Raw genomic sequence first — 17598 nt, 5'->3', positions numbered from 1 at the left:
TCATCTGAGTCGCATTGCGACCAGCTTGGTTTTACTTGTCTCACTTCCGACCAAGAAAGTGGACGCGCCTTAGACGTAAACTATTCAGTAAAGAATAATTTACTTTTGAATATTCAAGACACTTAATAAAGTGTTTGAGAACTCATGATGCAAACGTTTCCACGTTTACATCGGTTTGTAAGTAACATGACGACAGACATCATCACGTTACATACTATCAGCTTTCCAAATTGTTAAAGAACAATGCGTACCGGCTAGCGGCGCATTCAGCTCTGACTTCTCCTAAGAGAAGATAAACAAGCAATCTGTGTGAACACTCAACAAACATTAAGTTAGTCGTATAGGTAAGGAGGTGATCCAGCCCCAGGTTCCCCTAGGGCTACCTTGTTACGACTTCACCCCAGTCATGAACCACAAAGTGGTGAGCGCCCCCCGAAGGTTAAGCTACCCACTTCTTTTGCAGCCCACTCCCATGGTGTGACGGGCGGTGTGTACAAGGCCCGGGAACGTATTCACCGTGGCATTCTGATCCACGATTACTAGCGATTCCGACTTCATGGAGTCGAGTTGCAGACTCCAATCCGGACTACGACGAGCTTTGTGAGATTAGCTCCACCTCGCGGCTTTGCAACCCTCTGTACTCGCCATTGTAGCACGTGTGTAGCCCTACTCGTAAGGGCCATGATGACTTGACGTCGTCCCCACCTTCCTCCGGTTTATCACCGGCAGTCTCCCTAGAGTTCCCACCATTACGTGCTGGCAAATAAGGATAGGGGTTGCGCTCGTTGCGGGACTTAACCCAACATTTCACAACACGAGCTGACGACAGCCATGCAGCACCTGTCTCACGGTTCCCGAAGGCACTAAGCTATCTCTAGCGAATTCCGTGGATGTCAAGAGTAGGTAAGGTTCTTCGCGTTGCATCGAATTAAACCACATGCTCCACCGCTTGTGCGGGCCCCCGTCAATTCATTTGAGTTTTAACCTTGCGGCCGTACTCCCCAGGCGGTCTACTTAATGCGTTAGCTTGAGAGCCCAGTGTTCAAGACACCAAACTCCGAGTAGACATCGTTTACGGCGTGGACTACCAGGGTATCTAATCCTGTTTGCTCCCCACGCTTTCGTGCCTGAGCGTCAGTCTTTGTCCAGGGGGCCGCCTTCGCCACCGGTATTCCTCCAGATCTCTACGCATTTCACCGCTACACCTGGAATTCTACCCCCCTCTACAAGACTCTAGTTCGCCAGTTCGAAATGCAATTCCCAGGTTGAGCCCGGGGCTTTCACATCTCGCTTAACAAACCGCCTGCGCACGCTTTACGCCCAGTAATTCCGATTAACGCTCGGACCCTCCGTATTACCGCGGCTGCTGGCACGGAGTTAGCCGGTCCTTCTTCTGTAGGTAACGTCACAGTAACAGCGTATTAAACTGCTACCTTTCCTCCCTACTGAAAGTGCTTTACAACCCGAAGGCCTTCTTCACACACGCGGCATGGCTGCATCAGGGTTTCCCCCATTGTGCAATATTCCCCACTGCTGCCTCCCGTAGGAGTCTGGGCCGTGTCTCAGTCCCAGTGTGGCTGATCATCCTCTCAGAACAGCTAGGGATCGTCGCCTTGGTGAGCCATTACCTCACCAACTAGCTAATCCCACCTAGGTTCATCCAATCGCGGAAGGCCCGAAGGTCCCCTCCTTTCCCCCGTAGGGCGTATGCGGTATTAGCAGTCGTTTCCAACTGTTATCCCCCTCGACTGGGCAGATCCCTAGGCATTACTCACCCGTCCGCCGCTCGCCGGCAAAGATAGCAAGCTATCTTCCCGCTGCCGCTCGACTTGCATGTGTTAGGCCTGCCGCCAGCGTTCAATCTGAGCCATGATCAAACTCTTCAATTAAAGTTTTTTGCTTCCGTCTTGCGACTTCAGCTGCTCAATGAATTCTGATTTTTTGTTTCTCGCACTCTTTATAAAAGAAGTGTCGAAACAAACTGTACATATTGCTATGAACACTCTTCATCATTGATTTAATTCTTTGATTACTCACTCGAAAGTAAAGTAATTTCGATTAACTCAACACCTGCGAGTGTCCACACAGATTTCTTGTTTTATCTTGTTAAAGAGCAACTCAATATTCGTAAGAGAACTTGAGTACCACACTGAGCGCTGAACGCTTCCAGTTGGCTAGGGCTGCGTATTCTACGCATTTCCCGTTTCACGTCAAGGAGTATTTTTCAACTTCTTGCTGCGCTTGAATTAAGTGCCATTCTCAACAGAGAGTAAGCCATTTAATTCAACCTAACTCGTCAGCTTGCTTTCGCTGTCTGCCGTGTCAGTGGATGCGCATTATAGGGAGATTGAGAAAGTGCGCAACCCCTTTTTTAAGGAAATCTGCAGTTAATTCATATCATTCAAGCTAATCACATCATACCCACCACTTACCCCCAAACTTATCCACACTCAGCTCAATTTTGAGTCAGTTTCAGCTTAATATGAGGTTGGATTGGCCTGTATTACTAAGGATAAGGCATGGGGTTTTCGTTGATTATCGAGGCCAAAGGTAGGTTCTTGGTGCTGCCTATTCAGTTTTAATAGGCGAACGGCTGATTAAAGAGACTCTTTGACGACTTAATCAGAAATACAGGTCGTATTGCACAAAGCTGATATTGGCCACTTGTTAGTTATGAGCTTATCTATATAAAGCTAAGTTGATTCATCAAAGACGTCATGCACATTATGAGCGGCATGCTCGCTGACCTATATTTTGTGACAGGAAATTTAGTGGCAATAATTTTGAAGCAAAAAATACCCGCCAGTGGCGGGTATTTTCTTATTTAGCTATGGCGTTAAACGCTGAGCTTATTCTTCTACTGGCGAGACCACGAACAGTAAGTCACCTTGAGACACTTGCTGACCATTGCTGTTCAGGATGCGCTCGATGCGATACTTCTTATTCTCAGGGTACAGAATCGCACTCTGACGGTTAAAGCCGGCTAAGGTCACTTGCGAGAACATCTTCATCGCTTCTGTTAATGCTAGCGTTTGATCGACTGTGACTATGTCACCTTCTTTCACGAAGTCCGCTTCACCCGGTGCAGAAGAGGTATAGAAGATACCTGCGCCTTGGGCTAACACTTTCAGTTCGTTACTTTCACCAACGCGCAGTGACTCAGTGTCCACTTCCACAGTTTCAGCGGCGGCTTCCATTTCAGCGATCAACGCAGGAATGTCCAGCTCAGCCATTAAACGTGGCAGATAGTTAGTATCGTAAACACCTTCGTTGAAGGTGCCGTCTTTCAGAATAAGCTTGAGTAACGGAATGTTAGTCGCGATGCCTTTCAGCACTACGCTGTCTAAGTATTCGTACAGTTTGGCAATCACATCCTCACGGTTTTCACCGCGCATGATGATTTGCGCAATCAAGCTATCGTAGTATGGCGATACTTCTTTACCTGGCGCTGCAATCGAAATGATTTCCACATCGGGATGATCAGGGAACACACACTCAGTGATCTTGCCCGGATTTGGGATCAACTGCAGTATACCATGGCTATCGAGCGCCGCTTTCTCAGCCGTCACACGTACTTCCATCGCATAACCAATTTCTTTAGGTTCTAACGCTTCAATTGAACGGCCAGCGGCAATATCAAACTGCGCACTAACGATATCAATACCTGAAGTCGCTTCCGTAACTGGATGCTCAACCTGCAGACGCGTGTTCATTTCCATAAAGTACACTTCGTTGGCATCTAAGTTATAGATAAACTCAACGGTACCTGCGCCCATGTAATCGGTCGCGTCACCTAAGGCACGAGTATAAGCCAGCACTTGTCGCTTCAGCTCATCTGGCAACATAGTTGAACCAGATTCTTCGACCACTTTTTGGTTATTACGTTGAACCGAACAGTCACGCAAACCTAATACTTTCGCATTACCGAACTTATCACGCAGTAACTGCACTTCGATGTGACGCAGTGATGTCACATATTTCTCTAAGTACAAGTCACCGTTACCAAAGGCTGCAGCCGCTTCGGTTGCCGTTTTTTGGAATAGACCAATCATGTCTTCAGGGCGTTTCACTACCTGAATACCTTTACCGCCACCACCTTGTACCGCTTTAAGCAGTACTGGATAGCCAATTTCGCTCGCCACGTTCACGGCTTGCTCTGCATTGGTCAGAATGCCGTGAGAACCAGGCACTACAGGTACATTTTGCGCTTGTGATGTCTTAATTGCGTTCGACTTGTTACCCATAGTCGTCATTGAATGCACGCTAGGACCGACGAAGTTAACACCGTTATTCACACACAGTGCAGCAAACTGCGGGCTTTCTGATAGGAAACCGATACCAGGGTGTAATGCATCCACTTGCTCATACTCGGCCACTTTCAGCACTGAGTAAGCATTCAAGTAACTTTCGTCCGAGGTATTACCCCCTAAACAAACTAACTTGTCGGTGTCTTTCAACATGTCGGCTGGTACTGACGTCATATCAGGATCAGACGCCACTAATACCACATTGATATTATTGTCGTGAGCCTTACGGATCAATTTCACCGCAGTACAACCACGGGCGTGAACCAATACTTTGTTAATTGGCTTCATTAACTGGCGTGGATCGTTCTGCACTATCACTTCTTCTTCAACAGTTGCTTCAACCACTAAGGTCGACAGTGCATTGATGATCACGTCGTTAATTTTTGCCGAAGGCATTGGCATCAGAGGATCGATACCCGCTAACTGAGAGTCTAAATTGTCGCTGAATGGGTTATGGACTAAGCCCGCCATTGCGCCAGGTACTTTCGACAAGTAGTTAGACAGAGTCGCCGTTGATGGTAAGTAAGCTGGCACTACCATTTGACCCGCGAATGGCATGTTAGTACCAGACAGGTAGTAAGTTTGCACTAATGGGTGAGTCACAAAACTCGCCTGCGCACCACCGGTACAGTCACCAAAACCAAACATCAATACTGGCAATTCGTTATCACGAACAAAGCGCGTGATACGGTCGTTCACCACAGCCATAGAGAATAGTGCCGCAGCACCTTCTTTAGTCTGCATACCGCCAGAACTGATAAAGCACACGACAGGTAATTTACGCTTAGCACACTCGATCAACAGCGCAGAGAATTTCTCGGCACTGGCCATATCGAATGCACCGGCTTGGAATGCAGTGTTAGACACAGCCACACCCACACGCACTTTTTGACCTTTCTCTTTGAAGTCAGCAATACCTGTGATCAAACCACATGGGCGAATGCCTTTATCTAACGCGTCTTCAATCGATAAACGGAAGCCAGGGAAGTTGAGCAAGTTAGCCGACATTTTGTCGCCATTGATCTCTTCGAAATGGGTAAAGAACTGCTTAACCACATTTTCCCAAGTCATGTTGCCTTTACGTTTTTCGTCACGCAGCACTTTTTGGATCAATAGATCCTGATAACCCATGGTCAAGCGGTTCCAGAAGTCCTTACGACGACCGATACGCACAGGGTTGATCGCGCCAGTGTACTTACTGGTATCGCTTTCGCTATCGAAATACTCAGGCAGTAAACGTTCGAAGAAGTAAGTCAGTACCACGAATAGACTGTCGTTAAGCTGCGGGAAACCCACACTCTTCCACTGTTCTACGCGGACTAATAAATCTGCACGGTTCGATTGACCCATGAAGTATTTAAGCCACTTGTAGAACTTAGCTTTGTCGTTCGAGGTATCTTGTGTCGACATTGCATGGTCAATTGACTTGTGCAGCAGGTTGTTCACTGAATTACGTGACAAACTCTTCGACATCATGGCTTCTTTCGCGATTGACGCTAAGCTGCCGACAACGTTGTCGTACAAGGCATTGAAGATCAGAATGTTATGGCATTGCCAAATAAAGTCTTCACGCAGCTCTTCATTCACAACCACATCGAGTACTGTCAGCTGATTCAGCTCAGGCCATTTAGCTTGAGTCACAGACTTTGGCAAACTTTCTAAGTGCTGAATCAGCCCTTTGAAGTTGTTGGCCGCATTACTCTTCCAGCGGTGATACAAAGACCAGCTGATGTTAAATAACAGCGCCTTACGTGCTTTCTTATAGTTCTCTTTTGGTTCACCCAAAATCAAACGAGTCAACATGTTACGCTCGGTAGACACTTCATCACGCTTAGCGACAAAAGTAGTCCACAATTTATTCAGTTCTTCGTCATAAACCAGTTTATCTGGGTTAGATAACCAAGCTTGGAACACACGATCTTGTTCCTGTTGGATACGCGCCAACAAATCACCTTCTGGCACACTAGCACGTGACAGACGACCATATTGCTCTTGAGAAATTGAATGGATACGGCTACGTAGCGTTAAATAACGCAGATAACGATAGGCGCTGCCGAACAGGTTGTGGTGACTGGTTGGGCTCGTTGCCACAGCCAATTCTGCGTTCAGTTCCAAAGCCATCAGGTTTTTAGATGGATTTAGGAAACGGGTTAAGCTGCGATCATAATGCTCACGTAAATCTTTAGATTCACGTACAAAATTCATCGCTGCACGCTCAACCGCTTCTACGCTGCTAATAATAGCGCGGCGCAGATTGTGCTGACGCTCATCACGGTCGCCCGGTGAAAAGTCGATAATACCGTCGATACAACCAGAGGTATAAAGCTCTTCTGGTGATACACCCACAGATTTCGCACATTCTTGCCAAGATAAGTTGTACTTACGGGCAATACTTTGCAGACCTTGTGGCTGGATCGTGTTGAAAATACCGTCACGCAACGACAACAGAATGTTCGCCGCCGCTAATGGAATCGCACCACCAGAATAACCGGCACCGATCACAATACCGACTGTCGGTACGTCAACGTTAGCGCTTTCTGCAATAGCTTTAGAAATTGAATGCGCTTGGTTTTGGCTGTTAGCGATTTCGCCAGCATCCGCTCCAGGAGTATCAATTAAATAGATAATAGGCATAGACAATTCGGCAAAATGACGAATTGCTTTACAGGCGGCGTAATGATGCTCAGGCATCCAAGCACCGTTTGCGGTAGTGCGTTCTTGGGCGATAAAGCCAATACGACGAGTGCGTGAACCAAAGTTCAGCTCGACCTCAGCACTGTAAAAAGAGCCCAAGTGAGTTTCAGTAATCAAGCGACCTTTAAGATCGGCAATGATACGTTTTGCACCAGGACGACCTTTATCTTGGGTCGGCTGGATTACTTTAGTAACGTAACCGTCGACATCTAACGATGCCAAGTCTTTCAAGTTTGCCTGAATGGCATCCTCATTTAAAAGACCTTTAATTTCTTCCGATAAACTCTGTTTACTGTGCTTAGGAAACAGAGAAAAATCCTTTGCCAAATGCTCGGCTTGTAAAAAAAGCGGATCGGGCGTTTGGGCTTGAGTCATGTGTGTGGGCTGATTATTGCTGGTCATCAAAAGATCCTCTGCTTAGCCTCTGAAAATTTTTAGCCAATAAATATAACTTTGTTATCCCGTCAAATGCCATTAAACTGCATAAGACGCTATGTTCCAAATATGAGACAGTGGGAAAAACATGCCAGATTTAAACGGTATGATGCTATTTGCAGCCGTAGTTAGAGCTAAGGGATTCTCCCAAGCTGCACGTGAAACCGGCCACCCAAAATCCACCATAAGTCGCAAAATCGCGCAGCTTGAAGAACAACTTGGCGTGCGATTGCTACAGCGCGACACCCGTAACTTGAGTCTGACCCAAGTCGGGGCACTCTTTTACCAACACTGTGATTCCATTCGCAATGAGGTGGAAGCGGCCAAGGCTGTTATCGAGAATACTCACGATGATGTGTCAGGATCATTACGGATTGCGATCCCTGTGTCATTTAGCCAAGAACTTATCGCTAACCTCTGTAGCGGATTTATGCGTTTATATCCCAATGTTGAATTAGATGTCCAGTTTACCGACAACGATATTGGTTTGGTCGGCGAAGGATATGACATAGCCATCAAATATGGCCCACTTCAATCATCGGACTTAGTCGCACGATTACTGTTTGAACGCCAACCGATTTTAGTCGCAAGCCCAGGTTACTTAAAACTAAAAGGCACGCCCGCAACGCCAAAAGAACTCAGCCTGCACAGTGGCATTTTATTGGGGACTTCTCGCTCGGCGCCGATTTGGCCACTGGGTAAAGGTTCGCGTAAAACCATGGCAAACTTCCAGCGTAAAGTGCGGGTCAACAGCCCTATCATGGTAAAACAGTTAGCCATGGATGATTTTGGCATCGCCATGTTATCCAATTCGGCCTGTAAGACCGAACTCGCCAATGGACAACTAGTACCGATTTTACAGGAATGGCCGATTGAACCCTTTAAGGTTTACGGGGTTTATTCGAGCCGACGTCAACTGGCCACCAACATCAGCGTCTTTTTGGATTTCTTCGTAAAACGCTTCAGCAGCCAAGAAAGCCTGCAATCCCTCATGGGTTAGAGTTTCCCGTCGCATCAAGGATGCCTGTTTCAAAAAAGCCCAATAAAAAAGCCTAGATCTGAGTCTAGGCTTTTAGTATTACGATTTAAGTCAGCCAAGTATCCGACTTAAATTCAATACGCAATACTGCAAGGTTTTAAGTTAGAGACGCGACCTAGCATGACCTAAGGAATAACGTGTTCCAGTTTTAAAACTTCTTTAGTGATGGCTTGACGCAATGGCAAACCTGCGGCGTCAGGTATATCCATATTCATTGCAAAAAACCACACATTATCATCGAGTTCTACCCAACCCACCCACCAGCCAATACTTGGCTCAGCTCTGACCGCATAGCCGGTTTTTGCGCGAATAATATAGTTAGAATTCGCCTCGGTGAGCATGGCCTGCTTAACGATTCGTTGACTGCGCTCTGAGGCATGGATCTTGTTGTGATAAAGCCGACGCAGGAAATCAATTTGCTCAGTGGCCGAAATCCGAATACCGCCATCGAGCCAAAAGCTATCTAAGTTACCCGAGATATCCTCATTGCCATAATCGAAAGAGGCGATCATCTTCGACATCCGCGCCTCACCAATTTGGCGGGCAAACTCTTGGTAGACGGGCACAACCGAATACTTCATCCCGGTAATCAAGTTGTGGTCACGATTCCAAGTGGCGATATCACGACTTTTACCATCCCATTTAAACACTTGATGCTCATCCTTCACCACACCCAACTCGAGCGCAATCAAGCTATTGGGGATTTTAAAGGTCGATGCCGGTAAAAAACCTTGATTGGCACGTTTGAGATTATTGGTATATCCCTGTTGCTTATTTTCGTTCCACAGCACCACTACGCCCGAGGCTTGTTGGGACTTAGTTTTTTGCGGTTTAGCTTGTTGTTGCTTAGCTTGTTGCGGTTCAACTTGGTGCTGAGTAAAAATGGCATCCCAACTGCGGGTTTCTTGCCACTCCGTCTTCGCCGCTGTTGAGGCAAATGTCGGGGCAGCTATGATTGACGACGCTAACAGTGAGGACATCACCAACACAGTCGATATGGCGAACGAACGCATAAAGTCTCCTTGTAGAAAACAAAAAATCCAATGAACTAAAAAAGTGCTTAAGGCTATCACTTAGCGTGTTTGCATGCCCTAGCAAACTGCTGACCAATTGTGGCAAAAAAGAGGCAAGTAAGTTCTGCCATAGAAGGACTGATGCCAGCTCCGCCGCCTTTGAAATAGAAGATGTTGAGATAGAAGATATTGGCATAAGATGACGAAGATCACTGAGCATAACTTTATTACCCTCAGCTTGTAGTGCATACTTTTTGGCATAAGAGCCTTCCGCAGGACGAGATGGACATCATTTCCAATCAATAACGTCTTATCACTACAGGGAAATCAAAAATGTTGAAGCCAGTATTGAAGCCAGTGTTAACGCTAATCCTCGCCAGTAGCTTGATCAATACGGCCAGTGCTATGCAGCTATTTGGTGATGTTGAAGTTTCCCGCCTACCGACAGCCGAAACAACCATGGGTGAAGTCGTGACTCGTTATCAAGCACTCGATGATGGCCTGACCCAGCAGCTAAGCTCTAAGAAAAACGAAGTCGATGCCACCCAATTAGCGGCGCGCCAAGGTCACAGATTATGGCAACAGGCGGTACGCGATGTGCAGTCCGGTCATGTTGACGACCGACCTTTATATTGGGCGCGCCTTGCCATGCTTAATAGTCTTAAGAGCACCAGCGCCAACTTTAAAATGGCCGATTGGCAACAAGACATATTAATGAGTGCGGTTGAAAAGGCCTCTCGGGGTTTTAGCGATATTCAATATGCTGATGATGTTCAAATCAAAATATTCCTCACGGGTTTCGATCCCTTCTTCCTCGATAAAGATATCACCCAGAGTAATCCTTCCGGCTTAGTCGCCCTCGCCTTGGATGGTTTCCGCTTTGATGTAAATGGCAAAACGGCGCAAATCGAAACTGCTATGGTGCCAGTGCGTTTTGAAGATTTTGACCAAGGACTTATCGAATCGCTACTGAGCCCGATATACCGCGATCCTAAAACCAAATTTGTATTTACCGTCAGCATGGGCCGAACTGACTTTGATATTGAACGCTTCCCTGCCCGAAATCGCAGTGCCGCGGCGCACGATAACCAAAATGTCCTCACTGGCGGCACTAAAACCGCACCGGTTGCCCCCAAGCTCAATGGCAAAGATTTTATCGGCCCGCAATTTGTCGAATTCTCGCTGCCTGTTGCAGCCATGCAAGTAAAAGATGGCCAATGGAAAGTCAACGATAACCACACTGTCACGACCCTTGCTCGCGGTGAGTTTAGTGCAACATCATTGAATGAGCTGCAAAACGAAACGTCGGTCGAAGGATCTGGCGGCGGTTATCTTTCTAATGAAATTTCCTATCGCGCCATAGTGTTGCAGCAAAAGTTTAATAGCCGTGCGAAAGTCGGCCACATTCACACCCCTAGAGTCAAAGGCTATGACGCCGATACTGAGCAAGCCATAATCGAACAAGTGCGCACTATGGTGATGCAAGCGGTGGCGAGTTTATAACCAAGCCACACTGGCTGAAACTGGCATTGTCAGATAGCGTTCGCTATGATGCGAACGCTTGGCCTGACTCTTATTTCAATCGCTGATTTGGAAGGCTGAGTATAAGAGCGGATTGCAAGAACAAGCGTTCGAACGCAGAAGCCAAGCGCCATACTTAGGATTGGCTTCATAACTGATGCTTTTATAACTAAATGAGTGTTAAGCACTCAATGTTTACCTTTAACCGACGAGATCCAACGCTAACCCTATGTTGAAACCTGCAGACTTACTCAATGCTTTACGTCGTCGCAGCAGTGAAGCACTCGCCCCACTGACAAAATCGACATACGCAGCCTTGGGCCAAAGCCAAGATAAGTCGCAGCTGATAACGAGTCCACCAGTACAAGATCTGGCTCAGGCACATATTTTCACCGGTTCATCACGCCCACTCTCGTCACTGCAAATACAAGTACTAGAGCGAATTGAAGCTTGTTATCAAGAAGCTGAGATATCGCTTAAGCGCGCTTTCCCACGCCCAGTCACACAATTTAGTCTCAGGGGAAAGAGCGCGGGTACGGCTCATCTGCAGCAGAATCATTTGCGATTCAATCCCGTGTTACTACGCGAAAACAGCGAAGCTTTTCTAACTGAAGTTGTACCGCACGAAATTTGTCATTTACTGTGTTTTCAGCTTTTTGGTAAAACCAAGCCCCACGGTAAAGAATGGCAATCTTTGATGCTAACGGTATTTAAGGTTAACCCGAGTACCACCCACAGCTTCAATACCACTTCTGTGGCAGGTCGCGACGTGGAGTATCGCTGCGCCTGTGGACCTATTCGGTTGAGTATTCGCCGCCATAACAAGGTGCTACGCGGTGAAAGCCGTTATATCTGTAAACGCTGTAAGACCCATTTAACGGCGATCTAAGCCCTCTTCGCGCACAATCCTCACACCCACTCCACAATTCGAATTTCAGCATTTGGGAATTGCGTGAGTAAAAAGTACGACGCAATTTGCATAAGCAGCGGTATTTCCCTTACCATCACGCCATAAAAGACGAGCCAAAGGCTCGCGTAGTGTTTGTTATTTTGGGATAAATTTTGAACAAAACTTCTTTAACCGTTAATTCGCGGCGACTTTTGTTGTGCCTAATCACTTGGGCCGCGACCTCATCTGTGCCCGCTAGCGCCTCAGTGTCACACCCCAGCAGTTTCAGCCAAGCGAAAACCAAGTCGCAGGCGCTCTACGCCGGAAGTCGCCAAGGCACTCTACCCGCCACCAGTTTTTACTGTGGCTGCGATATTCAGATCAAAGGCAAATCGTGGAAACCCGATCTCGCCAGCTGCGGTTATCAAGTCCGTAAACAGGAAACCCGCGCCAACCGTATCGAGTGGGAACACATAGTGCCCGCTTGGGAATTTGGCCATCAGCTCCAATGCTGGCAAAAGGGCGGGCGTAAAAACTGCGCCGATAACAGTAATGAATTTAATAAGATGGAAGCGGATATGCACAACTTAGTGCCCGCTATCGGTGAAGTGAACGGCGATCGCAGCAACTTCCGTTTTAGCCAATGGAACGGTAAAGCCGACCAGTATGGCCAATGCGCTATGGTGGTCGATTTTAAGAATCGTCAGGCGCAGCCGCCCGTAAACGCCCGCGGCAAGATAGCCAGAACCTACCTCTATATGCAGCAGACCTATGGGCTTAAAATCGCGTCGAGCCAATTAAAATTGTTTAAGGCATGGGATAAAACCTATCCAGTTGATACTATTGAGTGCAAACGCGATAACGCCATAGCGCAAACTCAAGGCAACCATAACCCCTTTGTGCAGAATGCCTGTAATGCGCCACCACTGCGTCAACAATTAGCCGAGTAAGGTCGACAATGAGAGTCCCAAGAATTTATCAACCTCAGCCATTAGCCATCAATCAACAGTTGAACTTAGACGAAGATGGCGCGGCCCATATCGGCAAAGTGCTGCGTATGGGTAACGGCGAACATATCAGCCTATTCAATGGCGATGGCCATGATTATCTTGCTGAAATTGTCGATGCGGGTAAAAAGCATGTCACAGTAAAACTGCTTTCCTGTGAGGCCAATTTATCTGAGTCGCCACTCAACTTGCACTTAGGCCAAGTGATTTCCCGTGGTGATAGAATGGAATTCACCATTCAAAAATCGGTCGAGCTGGGTGTGAATACCATTACGCCGCTGTTTTCCGATCGCTGCGGTGTAAAGCTTAATGGCGAACGCCTAGAGAAAAAAATTCAACAATGGCAGAAAATCGTTGTAAGCGCCTGTGAACAATCGGGCCGCAGCCAAGTGCCCCTGGTTCGCCCAGCGATGGACTTACACGATTGGTGCAGTGAGCCAACCTCGGCACTGAAACTCAATTTACATCCACGTGCCGCACACGGCATCAATGGCTTAGATTTAGCGCACACACGCGTGCGCCTGTTAATTGGCCCAGAAGGTGGTTTGTCGGCGGAAGAAATCGCCATGACAGAAACCTATCAATTTACCGATGTGTTGCTTGGCCCCAGAGTGCTTCGCACCGAAACTGCCTCGCTCACGGCCATTACAGCGCTGCAACTCAGATTTGGTGATTTAGGCTAAACCGCAGCCGCAAGCTGCGCTGGCATAACAGACCCCATTATCCAATAAATGCTTTTTTGCCTGCAAACGGCGACAAATAAGGAACAGATTAATGATAAAACTCGGCATAGTGATGGACCCCATCAGTGAGATCAACATTAAGAAAGACTCCAGTTTTGCCATGTTAATGGCCGCGCAGGACAGAGGTTATCAACTGTTTTATATGGAAATGGCCGATCTTGCCATGGTCAACGGTGTGGCGATGGCCAATATGCGTCCGTTAACGGTCATCAATGATGCGAGTAAATGGTATGAACTAGGTGAATCTGAAGACACGCCAATGAGCGAACTCGACGTGATCTTAATGCGTAAAGACCCGCCATTTGATACTGAGTTCATCTACGCCACTTACATGCTTGAGCGCGCCGAAGAACAAGGCGTGTTGATCGTCAACAAGCCACAAAGCCTACGCGATGCTAACGAAAAGCTGTTCACCGCATGGTTTAGCGAATTCACCCCAGAAACGATCGTGACCCGTGATGCCAAACGTATCCGCGCTTTCCACCAAGCTAAGGGCGATATCATTCTCAAGCCTTTAGATGGCATGGGCGGCACCTCGATTTTCCGCGTGAAGCAGGATGACCCTAACCTTGGGGTGATCATCGAGACCTTGACCAGCTACGGCCAACAATATGCGATGGCGCAAGCCTTTATCCCTGAAATTACCAAAGGCGATAAACGCATTTTAGTGGTCGATGGCGAGCCTGTACCTTACGCGCTGGCACGTATCCCAATGAAAGGTGAAACCCGTGGCAACTTAGCCGCCGGCGGTAGCGGTGTGGCGCAGCCTTTATCCGACAGCGATTGGGCAATTGCCCGCGCCATTGGCCCTGAGCTTAAAAAACGTGGACTGATTTTTGTCGGGCTGGACGTGATTGGTGACAAGCTGACTGAGATCAATGTGACGAGCCCAACCTGTATCCGTGAAATCCAAGCGGCATTCGATGTCGACATCACGGGCATGTTAATGGATGCTATCGAAGCACGCATTAACGCAAAAGCATAAGAATTTACCAACGAGTTTGTTGATTGTAAGGCGCGAGCAAATCGCGAGCGCCGAACCACTTCTAGGGATGTGATATGAGTTTCACCAAAGCGCCACTCTTGTTACTCGGCATCAGTTTGCTGTTATCTACGCCAGTTTGGGCAGATGAAACGGGTCCAACGAAAGCGCCATCGCGACCGAAAAATATCGTCATCATGATAGGTGATGGTATGGGGCCGTCTTACACCAGCGCCTACCGCTATTACAAGGATAATCCTGACACTGAAGAAGTAGAGCAAACCGTATTCGACCGTTTACTGGTGGGCATGGCGAGTACCTATCCCGCGAGCGTCAGTGGTTATGTGACTGACTCAGCCGCCGCGGCAACCGCACTCGCCACTGGGGTAAAATCCTATAATGGGGCGATTTCGGTCGATACCCAAAAACAACCGCTGCCGACCATACTCGAAAAAGCCAAATCCCTTGGCCTCAGCACAGGTGTCGCGGTAACATCGCAAATCAACCACGCTACGCCAGCGGCCTTTTTGGCCCACAACGAAAGCCGTAAAAATTACGACGCTCTGGCACTCAGCTATTTAGAAACCAACGCCGATGTATTTTTAGGCGGTGGTCAAAAGTATTTTCCTCCTGCGCTGTTAGAGCAGTTTAAAGCCAAGGGCTATCAACACATCAGCCGTTTTGAGGATCTCGCCAGCATCACCCAACCAAAAGTGTTGGGCCTGTTTGCTGAAGTACAATTGCCTTGGGCGATTGATGAGAAAGATGCAAGAAAACTCAGCACCTTAACCCAAAAGGCACTCAGCTTACTGTCGCAAAATGACCAAGGTTTTGTGCTGTTAGTCGAAGGGAGTCTCATCGACTGGGCGGGCCACAATAACGATATCGCCACTGCCATGGGTGAGATGGATGAATTCTCCAATGCCATTGAAGTGGTTGAGCAATTTGTGCGCGAACATCCCGATACCCTGATGGTGATCACCGCCGACCACAATACCGGTGGCCTATCGATTGGCGTCGATGGTAACTACAACTGGAACCCTGAAATCCTGCGTAATATCTCGGCTAGCACAGACACTTTAGCCTTAGCCGCCATCAGTGGCGAACAATGGCAAGCCGATCTTGCCCGCGGTTTAGGCTTTGAACTTAGCGAAGAAGAAGTCGCCAAATTAAACGTCGCCAGAATGCAGGGATTAGAAACCATGGCGGTGGCAATTCGCCATCTTATTGATAAACGTACTGATACAGGTTGGACAACCGACGGCCACACAGGCACAGACGTACAAGTCTTTGCCGCAGGTCCGGCATCTGAGCTGTTTAACGGCCATCAAGACAATACCGATATCGCCAATAAGATTTTCAGCTTATTGCCAAAACCGAAGAAACCTAAGAGCTAATGTCTAAGTGATTCAACGAATAGAAGGCAACCGCATAATGCAGTTGCCTTTTTTATTGGGTCTTTTTATTAGGGATTTTATTAGGTCTTGGCGCAGGGATTCGATGCAAACTGGCTCAGGCGTGAATAACGGGTATAATGCCCACACTTAAGTTTATAGGTGCCTGTAACCGTGTTAACCAATCCATCGCAAGTCATTATTCGTAATCAAGACAGCCTAAGCCAACATAAAGTTTTAGTGCTCAATCATGAAGCCGATCTACTGCCAAAAGCCCTGCTCGATGTCGCGGCATCAGTCGATGCACTCGCCTTGGATTACCACCATTACTTGCACTTAGCGCCGCACGCCAACTCAAAGCTGCGTTGCTATTTCGGCCATGAACTGCCAAACCAAGACCCAGTTGAGCGAGAAAAATACGATACGGTTATTGTTTATTTCCCCAAGGCCAAACCCTTAGCACCTTATTTGTTTAACCTCGCCGCCAATCATCTTGTGCCTAACGGCCAACTGTTAGTCGTTGGAGAAAACAAAGGCGGGATTAAGTCTTTAGTAAAGCTGTTGCCTGAGTATTTTGCGACTGGAATGAAGCTCGATAACGCTCGCCACTGCCTGTTATTTGGCAGCAGTTTAGAAGGCGGCTCACCAGCGATGAAGCTCAGCGACTGGGTCAGTCAGTATCAACTGACTACACCACAGGGCGAAATCAGTATCTGCAATTTAGTTGGGGTGTTTAGCGAAAAACGCTTAGATCTGGGTACTGAATTGTTACTGTCGCACCTGCCGACACTCTCGGGCCGAGTGCTCGACTTTGGTTGCGGCGCCGGCGTGATTGCCGCAGCCCTGCTCAAAGCGCAGCCGAGCTTATCTTTAGAGTGTGTCGATATTAATGCGATGGCCTTGGCTTCCTGCGAACTCACCTTAGCCGCCAATGGCATGACGGCCAAAGTCTATCCTTCCGATGGACTCGCGCAAACCACTGGGAAATTTAACGGCATTATCTCTAATCCGCCGTTCCACGATGGCCTTGCAAGCACCACCAGCATAGCGCAGAACTTTGTCACTGATAGTGCCAAGCAATTACAACATAACGGCATTTGGCAAATTGTCGCCAACCGCCACTTACCCTATTCCGATATCATTGCCGCCGAATTTGGCCAATTAAAAGTGGTTGCCGATAACAACAAGTACAAGCTGTATTACTTCCAGCACAAGTAAAACCCTATAGATAACGCGCTTATGCTTTGGTTATAGGCGCGTTATTGACTACGCCTCATACTCACTCGTATCACTATCCCTGTTTTTTCAGATAAAGCTTATCTTTCCTCACGTTACAAAACTCAATATTGTGATCTGCCGCATGTCAGCGATTCCGGTAAACAGGCTTTCATTTACATCAAACTGCCGTTCCTAGCATAGGGATTTGATTTAAAACATCAAAATAATGGCTAAATCGAAAGTTAGCATTAAGTTGCGGCTTGCACTGCTATTAGTAAAGATAAACCAGAGATAACACTGCTTATCCCATTCAATTTCTTATAAAAAACTATTTATAAATCACCCCATAGACCATT

Annotated in this window: 10 protein-coding genes and 1 rRNA gene; 8 read left to right on the top strand and 3 right to left on the bottom strand. The window is 47.5% G+C overall.

Annotated elements, in window-relative coordinates; translation table 11 throughout:
- Positions 1–345: 345 nt before the first annotated feature.
- Both OX890_RS05865 and OX890_RS05860 read right to left on the bottom strand, forming a co-directional pair.
- Positions 346–1889 (bottom strand): 16S ribosomal RNA (locus tag OX890_RS05865).
- Positions 1890–2849: 960 nt separating this feature from the next.
- The gene (locus tag OX890_RS05860) at positions 2850–7403 is read right to left on the bottom strand and encodes an ATP-binding protein (RefSeq protein ID WP_268650239.1); all 4554 of its coding nucleotides are present in this window, start codon (positions 7401–7403) and stop codon (positions 2850–2852) included.
- A gap of 121 nt (positions 7404–7524) precedes the next feature.
- Here OX890_RS05860 and OX890_RS05855 point away from each other — a divergent pair, with 121 nt between their 5' ends.
- Entirely contained in the window at positions 7525–8436 is a 912-nt protein-coding gene (locus OX890_RS05855) for a LysR family transcriptional regulator (RefSeq protein ID WP_006082994.1), read from the top strand.
- Between the two features lie 164 nt (positions 8437–8600).
- Here the strand turns inward: OX890_RS05855 and blaOXA are convergent, their stop codons facing one another.
- The gene (gene blaOXA / locus OX890_RS05850) at positions 8601–9488 is read right to left on the bottom strand and encodes an OXA-548 family class D beta-lactamase (protein WP_126491200.1); all 888 of its coding nucleotides are present in this window, start codon (positions 9486–9488) and stop codon (positions 8601–8603) included.
- Positions 9489–9821: 333 nt separating this feature from the next.
- On the opposite strand from blaOXA, the gene OX890_RS05845 reads away from it, so the two are divergent.
- The 7 genes from OX890_RS05845 to OX890_RS05815 all read left to right on the top strand — a co-directional run bounded on the left by OX890_RS05845 (position 9822) and on the right by OX890_RS05815 (position 17242).
- The gene (locus OX890_RS05845) at positions 9822–10991 is read left to right on the top strand and encodes a hypothetical protein (protein WP_268650238.1); all 1170 of its coding nucleotides are present in this window, start codon (positions 9822–9824) and stop codon (positions 10989–10991) included.
- A gap of 247 nt (positions 10992–11238) precedes the next feature.
- On the top strand, positions 11239–11898 hold the full coding sequence (locus tag OX890_RS05840) for a SprT family zinc-dependent metalloprotease (protein ID WP_126491198.1): 660 nt from the start codon (positions 11239–11241) through the stop codon (positions 11896–11898).
- Positions 11899–12071: 173 nt separating this feature from the next.
- A complete protein-coding gene (gene endA / locus OX890_RS05835; protein ID WP_006082998.1) occupies positions 12072–12848 on the top strand; it encodes an endonuclease EndA in 777 nt (258 codons plus the stop codon).
- 8 nt (positions 12849–12856) lie between these two features.
- Positions 12857–13588 (top strand): 16S rRNA (uracil(1498)-N(3))-methyltransferase, encoded by a 732-nt coding sequence (rsmE, locus tag OX890_RS05830; RefSeq protein ID WP_126491197.1) that lies wholly within the window; start codon positions 12857–12859, stop codon positions 13586–13588.
- A gap of 91 nt (positions 13589–13679) precedes the next feature.
- A complete protein-coding gene (gene gshB, locus OX890_RS05825) occupies positions 13680–14633 on the top strand; it encodes a glutathione synthase (protein WP_126491196.1) in 954 nt (317 codons plus the stop codon).
- 74 nt (positions 14634–14707) lie between these two features.
- Positions 14708–16027, top strand: coding sequence for an alkaline phosphatase (locus tag OX890_RS05820; protein ID WP_126491195.1), 1320 nt, complete (start codon positions 14708–14710; stop codon positions 16025–16027).
- Between the two features lie 171 nt (positions 16028–16198).
- On the top strand, positions 16199–17242 hold the full coding sequence (locus OX890_RS05815; RefSeq protein ID WP_268650237.1) for a methyltransferase: 1044 nt from the start codon (positions 16199–16201) through the stop codon (positions 17240–17242).
- Positions 17243–17598 lie beyond the last annotated feature (356 nt).

Origin of the sequence: Shewanella sp. DAU305, from assembly GCF_026802235.1 — a bacterium.
Classification (GTDB): Bacteria; Pseudomonadota; Gammaproteobacteria; order Enterobacterales; family Shewanellaceae; genus Shewanella; species Shewanella baltica.
The sequence above is the reverse complement of the archived record's forward strand: the minus strand, read 5'-3'. Positions and strand labels throughout refer to the sequence as shown.

Coding starts and splice junctions, on each gene's coding strand:
- OX890_RS05860 (WP_268650239.1), bottom strand. CDS start 7,403: ATGACCAGCAATAATCAGCCCACACACATGACTCAAGCCCAAACGCCC.
- OX890_RS05855 (WP_006082994.1), top strand. CDS start 7,525: ATGCCAGATTTAAACGGTATGATGCTATTTGCAGCCGTAGTTAGAGCT.
- blaOXA (WP_126491200.1), bottom strand. CDS start 9,488: ATGCGTTCGTTCGCCATATCGACTGTGTTGGTGATGTCCTCACTGTTA.
- OX890_RS05845 (WP_268650238.1), top strand. CDS start 9,822: ATGTTGAAGCCAGTATTGAAGCCAGTGTTAACGCTAATCCTCGCCAGT.
- OX890_RS05840 (WP_126491198.1), top strand. CDS start 11,239: ATGTTGAAACCTGCAGACTTACTCAATGCTTTACGTCGTCGCAGCAGT.
- rsmE (WP_126491197.1), top strand. CDS start 12,857: ATGAGAGTCCCAAGAATTTATCAACCTCAGCCATTAGCCATCAATCAA.
- gshB (WP_126491196.1), top strand. CDS start 13,680: ATGATAAAACTCGGCATAGTGATGGACCCCATCAGTGAGATCAACATT.
- OX890_RS05820 (WP_126491195.1), top strand. CDS start 14,708: ATGAGTTTCACCAAAGCGCCACTCTTGTTACTCGGCATCAGTTTGCTG.